General features: G+C 64.8%; 6 protein-coding genes and 1 tRNA gene. 5 read left to right on the top strand and 2 right to left on the bottom strand.

Going from position 1 to position 14,690, the window contains the following annotated elements; all coding sequences use genetic code 11:
* Positions 1–58 precede the first annotated feature (58 nt).
* The 3 genes from OG205_RS20555 (at position 59) to OG205_RS20545 (ending at position 2,046) form a co-directional block, all read left to right on the top strand.
* Positions 59–691, top strand: coding sequence for a response regulator transcription factor (locus OG205_RS20555; protein WP_330277855.1), 633 nt, complete (start codon positions 59–61; stop codon positions 689–691).
* Entirely contained in the window at positions 688–1,800 is a 1,113-nt protein-coding gene (locus OG205_RS20550; RefSeq protein ID WP_330277854.1) for a sensor histidine kinase, read from the top strand. Before OG205_RS20555 ends, OG205_RS20550 begins: the two co-directional genes overlap by 4 nt.
* A gap of 172 nt (positions 1,801–1,972) precedes the next feature.
* Positions 1,973–2,046 (top strand) — tRNA-Pro (locus OG205_RS20545).
* Positions 2,047–2,128: 82 nt separating this feature from the next.
* On the opposite strand, the gene OG205_RS20540 is transcribed toward OG205_RS20545, so the two are convergent.
* Both OG205_RS20540 and OG205_RS20535 read right to left on the bottom strand, forming a co-directional pair.
* Positions 2,129–3,301, bottom strand: a complete 1,173-nt coding sequence (locus OG205_RS20540) for a tyrosine-type recombinase/integrase (RefSeq protein WP_330277853.1) — start codon at positions 3,299–3,301, stop codon at positions 2,129–2,131.
* A gap of 619 nt (positions 3,302–3,920) precedes the next feature.
* Positions 3,921–4,406 (bottom strand): hypothetical protein, encoded by a 486-nt coding sequence (locus OG205_RS20535; RefSeq protein ID WP_330277852.1) that lies wholly within the window; start codon positions 4,404–4,406, stop codon positions 3,921–3,923.
* 382 nt (positions 4,407–4,788) lie between these two features.
* On the opposite strand from OG205_RS20535, the gene OG205_RS20530 reads away from it, so the two are divergent.
* Together OG205_RS20530 and OG205_RS20525 are read left to right on the top strand one after the other, a co-directional pair.
* Complete coding sequence (locus OG205_RS20530) at positions 4,789–7,908, top strand: LamG domain-containing protein (protein WP_330277851.1); 3,120 nt, start codon at positions 4,789–4,791, stop codon at positions 7,906–7,908.
* Between the two features lie 31 nt (positions 7,909–7,939).
* Entirely contained in the window at positions 7,940–14,689 is a 6,750-nt protein-coding gene (locus tag OG205_RS20525) for a polymorphic toxin-type HINT domain-containing protein (protein ID WP_330277850.1), read from the top strand.
* Position 14,690 lies beyond the last annotated feature (1 nt).

Here is a 14,690-nt window from a genome sequence, read left to right as displayed (position 1 = left end):
GGGTGACGACCCAGCCGATCTGGTTGCCCTTTGTCATGGGGTGCGGTTGGTTGGGTCAGTGGCCGTACGCGTGGTGCTAGCCGACGACGAGGCCCTGCTGCGGCGGGGCCTGAAAGTCCTCCTCGAGGCCGACGGACGGGTAGAGGTGGTCGGCGAGGCAGCCGACGGCGCCGAACTCGTCGAAGCGGTCCTGGCCCACCTGCCGGACGTGGTGCTGGTGGACGTCCAGATGCCGGGCGTCGACGGCCTGGAGGCGGTGCGCAGGCTGCGCACCTGGGCCACGCCACCCGCCATCGCCGTGCTGACCACGTTCGACCTGGACGACTACGTAGCGACCGCCCTGGACCTCGGCGCCCAGGGCTTCCTGCTGAAGGACGCCGAACCGGAAGCCCTGGTCCGCGCCGTGGTCGACCTCGCGGCAGGCGGAGCCGTCCTGGACCCGCGCATCACCGCCCGCCTGCTACCGCGCCTGCGCGGCTTCCGCGCCAACCGCCAGCTCGACTCGCTGTCGGCCCGCGAACGCCAGGTCCTCGGACTGGTCGCGGCCGGCCGTTCGAACCACTCGATCGCCGAGGAACTCTGCCTGTCCGAAGCGACGGTGAAGAGCTACGTCTCCACCGTCCTGACCAAACTGGGCGTGGAGAACCGGGTGCAGGCGGCTCTCGTCGCGCACCAGGTCGGTGTGTGGTGAAACCGGTCCTGCGCGAAGTCCTCACCGTCGCCGTCACCACGGGAGTGGTCCTGCTGACCCAGGACCGCCCGTTCGAGTGGTCCCTGGGCGCCGCGATAGCCGCGTCGCTACTGCTGCCCTTACGCCTGCGCTGGCCGTGGCTGGCCTCCCTCTTGTGCATCCCCGCCGTAGCCGGCGGCCTGGGCTGGGCGCCAGCGCTGGTAGCCCAATACCGCTTGGGAAGCAAGGAGAAGTCGATCCCGGTCCAGCTCTTCTGGGCCTTGCTGATGACCGTGGCCTCCATAGCCCCCGTCCTCATGACCGAGGCCATCCCCCTAGGCCCACTACTGCTGGCCACCGCGTTCGCCTTCGGCCTGGCCGCCGCCCCCACAGCCCTGGGCGCCCTGATCACCACCCGCAAAGAGCTGACCCAGTCCCTCTACGAAACCCGCCGAGCCAGAGCCGCCGAACTAGAGGCACAAGAAACCTCGGCCCGTGCCGCGGAACGAGCCCGAATAGCCCGCGAAATCCACGACGCGGTAGGCCACCACGCAACCCTGATAGCCGTCGAGTCAGCCGCCCTGGCCGCCACAGCCCCAGACGCAGCAGTACGCGAGACCGCCCTCCGCCTACGCGCCCTGGCAAAGGAATCGCTGTCCGAAATGCGAGCGGCCCTGGGCCTCCTGAACTCCGACACCTCCTACCCGTCCCTGCAGGAACTGATCGAGCGAGCCCGAGTAGCAGGCGTGTCCGTGACGCTCTCGGAAACAGGCGACACCCCACTGTCCCCAGCCGTCTCCAGAGCCCTCTTCCGAGTAGTCCAGGAATCCCTCACCAACGTGACAAAACACGCCCCAGGCGCCGCCGTGACCGTAACGGTGGACCGAGCCACACCAGTGCGCGTAGCAGTGGTGAACGGCCCAGGCGACCTACCGTCCCTGGCCGACGGCGGAGGCGCGGGCCTGCACGGCCTGTCAGAACGAGTCCGCCTCGCCGGCGGCACCCTGACCACCTCATACCGAGCAGACGGCGGCTTCAGCGTCAGCGCAGTCCTACCGCCCGGTAAGTCGAAGGTTGACGGACAAGACTCGACTTTCGGAGGTGGCGCCCGAGACGCCGCCACCGCATGATCTGGGTGTCGGTCGAGGATCGGGGGATCGGTCGGACCGAGGGACGCGGGGACCCGAACTTCGGGTCCCCGCCGTATTTCCGCAGCTCGAGGCCTGTTTCGGGGGTCGTTTTTGATCTCTGTCCGGGGTGTTGTAGGATTTCCCATGCACGCCGGGAAACCGGACGTGTGGCCGGGACGTGGCGCAGTTTGGTAGCGCACTTGACTGGGGGTCAAGGGGTCGCAGGTTCAAATCCTGTCGTCCCGACGGCCAATGACCAGCGGGTTTACCTTTAGAGGTAGACCCGCTGGTGCCGTTTTTGCCCGATTGTGGTCGCAAAGTGGTCGCGCTACGCCGCTTCAGCTTCTTTCAGTGCCGTCTCGATCGCCTTCACCGCATCTAGCGCGACGTGCCGGAGCAGGTGGCCGTAGATCTCCGTGGTTGTCGACAAGGTCGAATGGCGCAGCGTCTTGGATGCCATGGCCAACGGAACCTGTGAGCTGAGCATCGTGGTTGCAGCGAAATGACGCAGGTCATGTACCCGGATCCTGGGCAGTCCGGCCTGCTCGGTGAGCTTGTGGAGTCGGTGCAGGACGTACTCGGGCCGCAGCGGTTGTCCTCCGCGGCGGGTGAACACCAGCGCGCGATCAGGTTGGCGTTCGGCTTGGTTCTGGAGTGCGGCGGTAACCCGGTTTGAGAGTCCGACCCAAGCGAGGCTGCTCTTGGTCTTGGGAGTCGTGAAGACCGGCGTCGTGTTGTTGACGTTGGACAAGGTCTGACGCACGAAGAGCACGTGCTCATCGAGATGGACGTCGGCCCAATGCAGTGCGAGCGCCTCGCCCTTGCGCATGCCGGTGCCGATGATCAATTCGAAGAGGTTGGTCAACGGTTCGTCGTGGTGAGCGCAGTACTTCAGGAACTGCGCGGCCTCAGCCGGAGACCAGCACGTTGGCTCATACTTCGTGGGGCGCACGACAGAGACGTATCTGGCTGCGTTGTACGGCAGACGGTGCTGCCGCACGGCGTCGCCCAGGGCGCTGGAAAGCGTTGCCAGGCAGCGGCGAAGTGTTGTGTGCCCGCGGCCGGCCTCCAGTTGGTTGCGGACATAGAGAACGACGTGCTGGTGGGAGAGATCTTCGAGTCTGATCAAGCCGATGTGTGGGATCAGATCCTTGTGGACATACGCGTGATAGTTCGCCATTGTGGTCGGCTTGAGCGTCAACGCCTTGGTACGCAACCAAGTAATGAGGTAATCGGCGACCGTCTGCCGATCGTCGATGACGATGCCGGTGCGTTCGTACTCCAGTACCTTGCCCAGCGCGGTCTGGGCGTCCGCCTTGGTGACGAAGCCGCTGCGACGGCGCGTCCGGCGCTTGCCGTCAAGCGTGGGTAGATCGACTGCGAAGGTCCAGGTTCCGTGCTTGCGGTTGGCGAGCTTCGGGCAGCGGGCGCCCAGTTGGCGACCATCGGCGCCACGGCAGGCACAACGGCGGTAAACGCGACCGCGGTTCGGGTTCTTCATGACGATGTCCTCCGGTTTCCTGCCACATCTGCTCCTGTTGGAGCAGTCAGAAACCGGAGCATGCGCCGGATGCGACCACTTTGCGACCACAGCTCGCATCATTGCTGGTCCGACCGATGCCACTTGTGACCATGTCAGCTGGCCGTCTGATCGAGCGTAGGGCGCGCCGTGAAGATCCTGTGGAGGACGGAGGCGTGATCAGCGCTGCTCGACCTGACCCGGCGCCTCACTCTTGGAGTCGTTCGGTTTCACTCGGATCGGTGACCAGATCGATGAGGAAGATGGGCTCTCTTCCAGGAATGGATCAGTTCCGCCAGGCCGGCCGCGCGTTGGGTGCGGAGTTCGGTCGCGTGCGTCATGACGTCCAATTCGTCGGTGGTCGCAAGCTCCGTGCAAGAACTCCCGCGGGATCCCGGTGAGAGCACGAAACGGGATGCCGTGCAACGCCGTGCGATCGTCCAGCTGCCTACGTTCTGGAAGCCCGGCGCGACGCGTGACCGCGGGGAGTAGCGGTTCGATCCGCGCTCACAACTCGTCGAACACGATCCAGGGAAGCTGCGCATCCTCCTGCATGCCAAAGTAAACGCATGGACGATCAACAGTGTTCCAAGATCATTCTTTAGGAGTTCCTGGTTTTGTCCGAGCTTCTCAGATCCTCGATGATCTGCTGCACGGCTTCCTTGATCTCGTCGTTCGACGGCAGCTCGTACACGTGCACCCGCACATTCCACCGCCCGGCAACGGCGTGCACCGACAGTTCCCCGTCTCCGGACTGCCCGGCCTCACAGGACTTGGTCTCGGAGTCCAGCACCCCGCTGGTGCAGAGCATCGGTGTGAGCCGCTCCGACTCCTCCTGACTCGCGTAAGCGACGAGCCCCAGACTGAGAACCTTTTTCCCGGTCGAGACGAACACCTGACAGCTGTTGGCCTCCGCGGAGTTCACCTCCGAGACCTCGAAGCCCTTGGTGATGACCGCCAGCGGTTCGGGCTTGAGCGGGCCGGGGCAGCCCGACTCCACCTTGTCGGCCAAGCCGGCTGGCACATCGGTGCCACACGCGGCCACGAGCGCGACTGCCGCCAGCGTGCCTACGAATCTGATTCTCACTTGTTCCCCCAGTTTCCGGTGCCTCATCGCGCGGCGCGACATGGCCGCACGCCGTGTCGGTGGGCCTGGAACGGACAATGTGGGCAGGGTCACTGGTGCTACCCGTTGTCAGATCGAGGTGACGTTCAGTTAGACCGGTTGGACGATTGCCCTCAAGCGAACGCTGGTCAAGGCTGGCTGTCGCTTAGGGGGATGTGTCTGACTTGGGGGGATCTTTGTGATGCGCCATAGACCGGCGCGCGGCTTTGGCATGCGCTCGTTCATTCTCGTGCTGGCTGTATCAGCTGGCTTGATCACACCTGTTGGGAGCGCGGAGGCTGCGCCGACTGAGCTTCCGACTGAGGCGTCTGCCCTTGCTGCGGCGCGGAAGTTCGATACGCCGGTGAAGGTGTCCGAGCTTACGACTGAGGCGTCGGAGACTTCGGCGAATCCGGACGGCACGATGACGGTGACTCAGACGCTCCGTCCGGAGCGGGCCAAGCGTGGTGACAAGTGGGTTCCGGTCGATACTGAGGTGCGCAAGCACTCGGACGGTCTGATCCGTCCTGAAGCGACCTTGGTGGATCTCCGGCTCGCCGGAAAAGGCAAAGGCACGCCGCTGGCTGTGGTGGCCAGGGATGGCGTTGAGGTGGGTCTGAGCTGGCCTGAAGCGTTGCCGGAACCGACGGTGGACGGTGCCACCACGACGTATCGGGAGGTGTGGTCGGGCATCGACCTGACGGTCACGGCGACCGAGACCGGCTTCAGCCAATTGCTGGTGGTGAAGACCGCGGAGGCGGCGAAGTCGGACAAGCTGCGCAAGATCACCTATGGCTCGCATGTCAAGGGCGGCACGCTGAGCCAGCGTGACGGCTTGCTGGAGGTCAAGGACAACAAGGGAGCCGTGCGGTTCACGGGTGACGCGTCGCAGATGTGGGATGCGACCGGTCGCGTGGCCAGGATGGGAGTCGAACTGACGGCTGAGACCATCTCAGTGGTTCCTGATCAGGCGTTCTTGGCTTCGTCGGAGACGACCTTCCCGGTGTCGATCGATCCGAGGTACGACTGGGCCGGATTCAAGAACCACCACGCGGTCGCACAGGAGAGCAATCCGGAAGCCCGCAACTACGACCGCACCGACGGGGAACTGGGTGACCTCAAGGCGGGCTGGCACAGCAGCACCGGCTTCTCTGTCTCCTATGTCGAGATGAACTTCGCGCCGATGGTCGGAAAGAAGATCCACTCGGCGAAGCTCGCGGTGAAGGTGATCCACTCGGCGAACTGCGACCTGGTAGAGCCGACCGCCGCGTGGCACACCGGGCCGATCGGTCCCGACACCAGGTGGAACGCCGGCCCTGCCTGGTACACCAAGCAGTCCTGGACGAACAAGAAGAACAACGCCAACTACTGCCCGAGTGACGGGCTGACTGAGTTCGACGTGCTTGGACAGGCGCAGCACCAGGCGGACAACGGCTTCACGAACCTGACTGTCGGGTTTGCGAGCGACAACTACGCGACGAATGACAAGGCGTGGCGCCGGTTCGATCTCAACCCGGTGCTGCGTATCCAGTACAACTCGCCTCCGTTGCCGCCATCAGACCGCAGCATGGAGCGTGGCTTGTTGCCGTGCCGAGAGGGTGGGATTGAGAACAGGGTGTACGTGCCCACCAGGACGCCCCGCATGCGGGCCAAGGTGGAGGACCCGGACGGCGGCGTGTTGTCGTCGGACTTCTGGGTTGGCAAGCCGGGGCGGCTTCCCGTGACCGTTGCGAGCTACCACGTCAACGACACCCCCTCGGGTTCCTATGCGGAAGCCCAGGTGCAGCCGGGAGCCATCACCGAGGATGGCGCGTATTACTGGAATGCGAGCACCTCTGATGGTGAACTCACGGGTGCATGGCCTACGTGGCTGGGCGACCCAGTATGTCGTTTCATCGTCGATACGGTGAAACCCGTTGTACCGGAGACGACTTCCGTCGAGTACCCGGCGTCGACGCCGGGGGGTGGCGTCGGTGTAACGGGGACGTTCGAGCTGGACTCGGTGAAGTCGGCGAGCGGCGACGTAGCGAAGTTCGTCTACTCGTTCACGCATGACGGCGGCGATGGTCTGGGCAAGGAGATGGCCGCCGGTGCGGACGGCAAGGCGACGATCCGGTGGACGCCAAACACCGCGGGCACCCAGACGCTGTTCGTGAAGACGGTGGACAAGGCCGGAAATCTGTCTGAGCTGAAGCGGTACGAGTTCATCGTGCTCACTGGTGGTCCTCCCGTCGCGCAGTGGGCCCTGGACGGCACGCTGACCGACTCCAACGGTGGCAACGCATTGACGTCGAACGGCGCTCCGAACCTCGCGGCCGCGGGCTATTCGGGCAAGGCTGCCGGTCTGAACGGGACCCAGGACTACCTCAGCGGCAGTGCGGTCATCGACACTTCGAAAAACTTCACGTTGTCGGCGTGGGCGAAGATGAACAGCGCTGATTCAAGCCGCGTCGTTCTATCCACAGTGGATAGTGCCGCCTTCAGTTCCAGCCTGTACTACGACCAGGGCAACAAACGTTGGGCGTTCGGCATGACGGCCGCCACCAACAAGGCCGACGCCAAGGTGGCGCATTCACTGCGCGAGGCACAGGTCGGTGTCTGGACACATCTGGCCGGCACCTACCAGGCAACGACCAAGACGCTCGCGCTTCACGTCGACGGCATCAAGCAGAGCGAGGTCACAGGGCTGGAGGGCTGGCAGGCGTCGCAGTTGCTGGTGGGCCGCCATCGCTGGAACGGCCAGGACGTCAGCGGTTTCGTCGGGTCGGTCGACGAGCTGAAGGTGTACAACCGCACGTTGAACGACGCCGAGATCAAGGTGCTGGCCAAGTTGGCCGGGGTCCGTGCCCATTACAAGATCGGTGAGGGCACCGGCACCTTTACGAAGGACGAGGTTACTGCCCGGAATGCCAGTCTCGGTGGCAAGGTCGGCTGGGAGAAGGACGGTGATCTCACGTCATTGCTTCTCAACGGGCCTGACGCGGAGGGTAACCCGCAGGACCTTGAGGCGTACGCCTCGGCCCCTGCTCCGGGTATCCGCACGGACCGCTCCTTCACGGTCTCGGCGTGGGCGCGGCTGGACCTGGACGCGCACGAGGACAAGGCGCGGACGGTCGTGAGTCTGGTGCACAACGGCATCTCGCAGCTCGATATCCGTTATGGCGGCGCTTCGAAGAAGTGGGAGTTCGTCATGGGCGATACCACTGTCGCGACCGCTTATCGCGCGGAGCTGCAGGAGTGGACGTACCTGACGGCCGTGCACGACACGACCGCCTCTGAGATGCGGCTCTACCTCAACGGTGTCTACATCACCAGGGTTCCGTTCACCGGTGGTTCGGCCACGACAGAGTCCACTGTGGAGCTCGGCAGGCTCACATCGACGACGGCCGCTGGTGCTTTTTGGAAGGGCGGCATCGATGACGTACGCGTCTACGTCGGCGCGCTCTCGGACGACGAGATCCTCGCGCTGCGAACCCACAGCTGATCCAGCACCTCACTCCTAACAGAGGAAGTTCATGCGCAACCACAGCAGGTGGTCGCGCGCTCTAGCCCTGTCGCTGGGCTGGGTCATGATCGCCGGCGTCGTTTCCCCGACGCCGGCGCTTGCCCAGCCCACGGGCAGAGACGTGCGCAAACCCGACACTCAGACCGAGAAGAACGTTCCCGGCGAGCCCGCGAAGCTGCGGCCCGTCACACCGATCGTGGCGAGCAGCCAGCCGGCGCCGAAGGTCGCCTGGCCGACGGCGGGCAAGTCCGACGTCGCCGCCGCCGGTGACCTTCGGCAGGCCGGCACGTCGCCGGTCAAGGTCAGCAAGGCGGACGCGGCCCCGGTTCGGGTCGAGACGTTCGGCCAGGACACGTCTGCGAAGATCGGCGTGGCCGGTGTCGTGCTCAAGGTGTCCGACAACGCGGGCAAGTCTCTCGGTAAGACGTCGGTCCAGGTCGACTACTCGGGCTTCGAGCACGCGTACGGCGGTGACTACGGTTCGCGCCTGCGGCTGGTGCGGTTGCCGGAGTGCGCACTGTCCACACCGGACAAGGCAGAGTGCAAGACGCGTACTCCGGTGCAGTCGCGCAACGACGTCAAGACGAAGAAGCTGACGGCCACCGACCTCGCGCCCTCCTCGGGTGCGATGGTTCTCGCGGCCGAGCCCGCCGCGGGTGGCGCCGGCGGTTCGTTCCAGGCGACCTCGTTGTCTCCTGCGGGAAGCTGGTCCGCCGGCGGTTCGAGTGGTGACTTCACCTTCAGCTACCCGATCAAGCTGCCGGGTTCGGTCGGAGGAGGCGCGCCCCAGGTGGCGCTGGGCTACTCGTCCAGTGGTGTTGACGGGCGCACCAGCGCGACGAACAACCAGGCGTCGTCGGCCGGTGACGGCTGGGACCTCAGCGCGGGTGGGTTCATCGAGCGCCGCTACAAGAGCTGCGGTGAGGACCTCAACGCCGCGATCGGTCAGAAGAAGACGGCCGACCAGTGCTGGGTGACCGACAACGCCACGATCCAGCTCGCCGGCATCTCGTCGGAGCTCGTCAGGGTCGGCACCACGGAGACGTGGCGGGCCAAGAACGACGACGGCTCGAAGATCGAGCGCCTCTACCGCACGCCGGTCGCGGGTGGTGACAACAACGGCGAGTACTGGAAGGTGACGACCCCGAACGGCACCCAGTACTTCCTGGGTTCGCGCGAGGCGGAGTCGACGTGGACCGTCCCGGTGTTCGGCAACCACCCCGGCGACCAGTGCTGGGCGGAAGGCAAGCAGTTCAAGGACCTGTCGTGCCGCCAGGCGTGGCGCTGGAACGTCGACTACGTGGTGGACCCGAAGGGCAACGTCACCCGGTTCTACTACCAGACCGAGAAGAACCGCTACGGCCGCAACCTCGAGGCCACCGACGGTGTGGAGTACGAGCGCGCAGGCCGGATGGACCGGATCGACTACGGCCTGCACAGCTCGGACGAGAACGCTCCGGCTCCCGGCCGGGTCCAGTTCCACTACTCGGAGCGATGCATTCCGTCGTCCGGGTTCGACTGTGCTCCGGGCAAGCTGAACAAGGACAACGCGAAGCAGTGGCCGGACGTGCCGTTCGACCAGATCTGTGCGCCCGGTGCGCGCTGTGAGAACCAGTACTCGCCGACGTTCTTCAGTCAGCTGCGGCTCACGAAGATCAGCACCCAGGTGCGCAAGGAGAACGTCGCCGCCGAGTGGCGTGACGTCGACCAGTGGGAGCTCGGCCAGTCGTTCCCGCCGTCCAACGACGGTCTGGACCCGGCGCTGTGGCTCGACAGCATCAAGCACACCGGTCTGGTCGGCGACGCGAAGTCGTTGCCCGCCACGAAGTTCGAGCGCATCACGCTGGCGAACAGGGTGGACGGCGACAGTGACGTGTACCCGCCGCTGCTGCGTGGCCGCGTCAAGCGCGTCCAGCACGAGGCCGGCGGCATCACCGAGGTCGAGTACACCGACAAGGACTGTGTGCCGGGCACGCGCATGCCCGTCCTCGCCAACGCGCACCTCAACACGATGCGGTGCTTCCCGTCGTACTGGACGCCGGAAGGCGCGCTGGAGCCGCAGCTGCACTGGTTCCACAAGTACGTCGTGCGCGCGGTCATCGCGGACGACCGGGTTCGCGAGCTGAGCGAGCAGACCAAGGTCTATTACGAGTACGAGAGCATCGCCGGCGCCCCGTTGTGGCACTACGACGAGAACGACTTCGGTGACCCGAAGTACCGGACGTGGTCGCAGTGGCGTGGCTACAACAAGGTCCGCACGATCTCCGGTGACACCAACGAGCCGGACCGGCCGGTCACCGAGAAGATCTACCTGCGCGGTATGGACGGCGACACCGTGCCGGGCGGCAAGCGGGATGCCTGGGTCGAGTACGACGGCGACCGGATCGAGGACCACGAGCGGCTCAAGGGCGTCGAGTGGAAGACGTTCTCGCTCAATGGCGGCGCGGTCCACTCGAAGACCACGAGTGAGCCGTGGATGTCTCCTGCCACCGCGGAGAACGGCGACGACAAGGCGTTGCTGCTCAACACCAAGACGGTGACCACGAAGACCTCGCTGGGCACCGACCGGTGGCGGACCAAGCGGGCGAGCACGACGTTCGACGACGCTTACGGCCGCGCCCTCACCGTTCAAGACGAGGGCGACATCGACGTCACCGGTGACGAACGGTGCACGACCACCACCTACGCGCCTAACGAGGCCGCGTGGATGTGGAACTACGCCAGCCGGATCCTCACCTACGCCGCGAAGTGCGATGTCGCGGCAACGGACGACAACACCGTCAGCGACACCATCTCCGCGTACGACGGCAAGGCGTCCGGGGAGGGCCCGACCAAGGGCCTCGTCACCACCGCGTCACGGTGGAACGGTCAACGCACGAGCCCGCGCGTCTACCAGGCGATCACGACCACCGAGTACGACGTCTACGGCCGGGTCAAGAAGACGACCGACCCCGCGCTCGGCGACACGAGCATCGTGAACGAGCCGGCGTTCGGCTTCCCGGTGCGCAAGGTGACCACCACCAACGCCAAGGGCCACAACTCGATCGTCGAGTACGACCCTGCACTCGGCCTGCCGGTCGCGCAGGTCGGACCCAACGGTGAGCGGATCGACGCGAAGTACGACGCGCTGGGCCGGTTGACCCACACCTGGCTCCCGCACCGAGAGCGGGATCTGGACGCGAGTGCTCAGTACGAGTACGTCTACGACGAGGCGACGGCGACCGTCATCGAGGTCTCGAAGTCGTTGCGCGAGCGCGACCAGCAGTACAACGTGTCGTACAAGATCTTCGACGGCCTGATGCGTGCCCGGCAGACCCAGGTGCCCGACGGTGAGCAGAAGGCCGGGGATCTCGGGCGGATCATCACGGACACGTTCTACGACTCGCGTGGCCTGGTGACCAAGACCAGCAACGCGTACTTCAACAAGCAGGCGCCCGACGGCAAGTTGTTCGTGGTGCTGGACGTTCAGGTGCCCAACCAGGAGTTCACCAAGTACGACAAGCTGGGCCGTCCGGTCAGCGTGGCCTTCCACAAGTTCGGCACCAAGCAGTGGGACACGACCACGGTGTACGCGGGCGACCGCGTGCACGTGACGCCTCCGGCGGGCCAGATCCCGACGACCGTCGTCAGCGACGCGCACGGTCGCGAGATCGAACGCATCCAGCACAACGGTCTCGGCGCCGACGTGACGAAGTCGAAGTTCAACTTCAAGGGACAGCTGGAGCAGGTCACCGACCCCGCGGGCAACAAGTGGACGTACGAGTACGACCTGCTTGGCCGCAAGTGGAAGGAGACCGACCCGGACCGCGGCACGAGCACAGTCGAGTACAACAACCTCGACCAGGTCGTGAAGACGACCGACAGCGAGAACCGGTCGGTGTCTGTCAAGTACGACCAGTTGGGCCGCAAGACCCAGATGCTCTCCGGCGAGACCAAGCTCGCCGAGTGGGCCTACGACACGAAGAAGAAGGGCATGCTCGACTCGGCCACCCGGTTCTCCGGCGGCCAGGCCTACGTCCAGCGGATCACGAGATACGACGCGTACAGCCGAATCCGCGAGTCGCAGGTCGAGATCCCCGCGTCCGAAGGAGGACTGGGCCGGACCTACAAGTTCGAGCGCGACTACACGCCGGTCGCTGGCGAAATTCTCTCCTCGCAGACGCCCGCCGCCGGTGGTTTGGCCGCGGAGCGGGTGTCCACCTTCTACAACGACCAGGGCGCACCGACCAAGACCGCCGGGTTGACCACCTATGCCAGCGACCACATCTACTCGAAGTTCGGCGAGACGCTGCGCCTGACCCTCGGCCCGGAGCCCAACCCCATCGACGGCGGCAACCAGCTGTGGCTGACGAACTACTTCGAGGAGGGCAGCCGCCGCCTCGAACAGTCCATCGTGGACCGTTCGCGTGACACTGACTGGCGGATCTCCAACCAGAAGTACTCGTATGACACCGGTGGCAACATCACGCGGATCGCGGACGAGCCGACCGACAAGTCGGCGTGGGACACCCAGTGCTTCCAGTACGACAAGCTGCGCAGGCTGACCAAGGCGTTCACTCCTCTGTCAGGCGACTGTGCGACCACCGTGGTCGGCGGCGCGGCCCCGTACCAGCACGAGTACCAGTACGACTCGATCGGCAACCGCACGAAGGAGCTCACGACCACGGGATCCAACGTGGTCGAACGCAAGTACAACTACGACACCGCGAACCAGCCGCACGTAGTCCGCTCCATCGAGGAAAGCGGGCCGTCCGGCACCGCCATCGACGAGTTCGGCTACGACAAGACCGGCAACACCAGCACCCGCAAGGTGGGCGGCAACACCCAGACGATCTCCTACGACGTCGAGGGCCGCACGTCCAAGGTCGTGGAGGCCTCCGGCAAGGAGTCGTCGTACCTGTACGGCGCCGACGGCAGCCGCCTGATCAAGCGCGAACCCGGCCGCACAACCCTGTACCTGCCCGAGGGCATGGAACTGGTCAAGGACGACGCGACCAACACGGTGTCCGGCAAGCGCTACTACGCGCACGGCGGCAACGTCGTCGCGGTGCGGACCTCCACCGGCCGGCTGTCGTACGAGGTGGGCAACCACCAGGGCACCCCGACGGTGTCCGTCAAGGCCGGAGACCTGACGTACCAGCGTCAGTACTTCGACCCGTTCGGCAAGGCCCGCGGCCCCAACGGCGGATCCTGGCCGGACGACAAGGGATTCGTCGGCGGCACCCGGGACACGTCCGGTCTGACGCACCTCGGTGCTCGCGAGTACGACCCGGCGACCGGCCGGTTCCTCGCCGACGACCCGATCATGAACACGGCGAACCCGCAGCAGGTCAACGGGTACTCGTACAGCAACAACAACCCCGTCACGTTCAGCGACCCGTCAGGCATGTACCTGGAAGGCGGCACGGACGGAAGCGGTCACAGCTGGGGCATCGACAAGGAACGCGACATCATCGTCGGCAATCCGCCAGGCAACAGCGGACTTGCACAAGCGTATCCGAGCGCTTCCAGGAAGCAGCAGAGGGGACAGGCTTCCACTGCGGCGGCACAGCAGGCCCGTTACGATGCTGCTGGCGGCAAGGACAAGTACGAGGAGTACCTGCGCGAGGCCAACAACTCGCAGTCCTGGTGGAGCATCATCGTTGCGGAGCTTCCTGACCTGTTGATGGATCTCACTGGCATCAACGACGTCAAGGACTGCTTCACCAACTTCGACATCCTCGCTTGCGTCAGCCTGGTGCCCGCGGCCAAGGCCTTCAAGCTGTTGCAGGCCGGTGAGCGGATCGTGAGAGCGATCGTCAAAGCGAACAAGGTCTTCGACAAGATCGCAGACGCCGCTAAGAGGTTGCGTCGGATCGAGGAGAAGGCCGAAGAAGCCGTTGAGGACGCGGCTGAAGCTCTGGATGCGGCGTCGTGTCTGGTCAACAGTTTCAAAGCTGGCACACGTGTGCTGATGGCGGATGGTTCGTCGAAACCCATCGAAGAGGTGAAGGTCGGCGACCAGGTACTTGCTGCTGCCCCCGAGCAGGACAAGTCCGAAGCGAAAGCGGTCGTGCGAACGATCGTCGGCAACGGAGAGAAAAACCTGGTTGAGGTCACGGTCGACGTCGACGGTGCCGCAGGTTCGGCCGTCGAACCGATCACGGCAACTGGCGGCCATCCGTTCTGGTTGCCTGATGAGCAGCGTTGGGCCAAGGCCTCGGAACTGTCTGTCGGGAAAGTTCTGCTCAACTCGAACGGTGTTCGGCAGAAGGTCAGCGGGGTGCGGGCATGGACCGAGCACACACGTGTCTTCAACCTGACGGTCGAAGGCATTCACACGTACTTCGTGCTGGCAGGCATCTCAGCGGTCCTGGTTCACAACTGCGGAGTCGAAGACGCCGCCAAGGCGGCAGCTGCGTCAGCACCTAAGGATGCCACGATGAGTGCAGCAGCTGGATTCCGGGGTTATGATGATCTGATCGAAACCGGGTACTCCGGGCACTCTTCTGCTCCGTCATTCTATGAAGCCGCGATCAGTGATGCGTTGCCCGCTGGTGGTCAGGTCGCTGGTCGGACAGCTGACAACTGTGCGGAAATTCGAGCCTGCAATAATCTGATCGCAGTACACGGCGGCGAGTTCTTCGAGAGGACGAACCGCGAACCGGAGTTGTCGGACATAATATTTTCCACGGTTCGCAACTCGACGCGCAAAAGAGAAGGGGCATGTATTTCGTGTCTGAATGTGCTGGTTCGTAGCGGTGCGAGAGAGTTGGGGTGAG

Source organism: Lentzea sp. NBC_00516, from assembly GCF_036346835.1.
Lineage (GTDB): Bacteria > Actinomycetota > Actinomycetes > Mycobacteriales > Pseudonocardiaceae > Lentzea > Lentzea sokolovensis.
The sequence above is the reverse complement of the archived record's forward strand: the minus strand, read 5'-3'. Positions and strand labels throughout refer to the sequence as shown.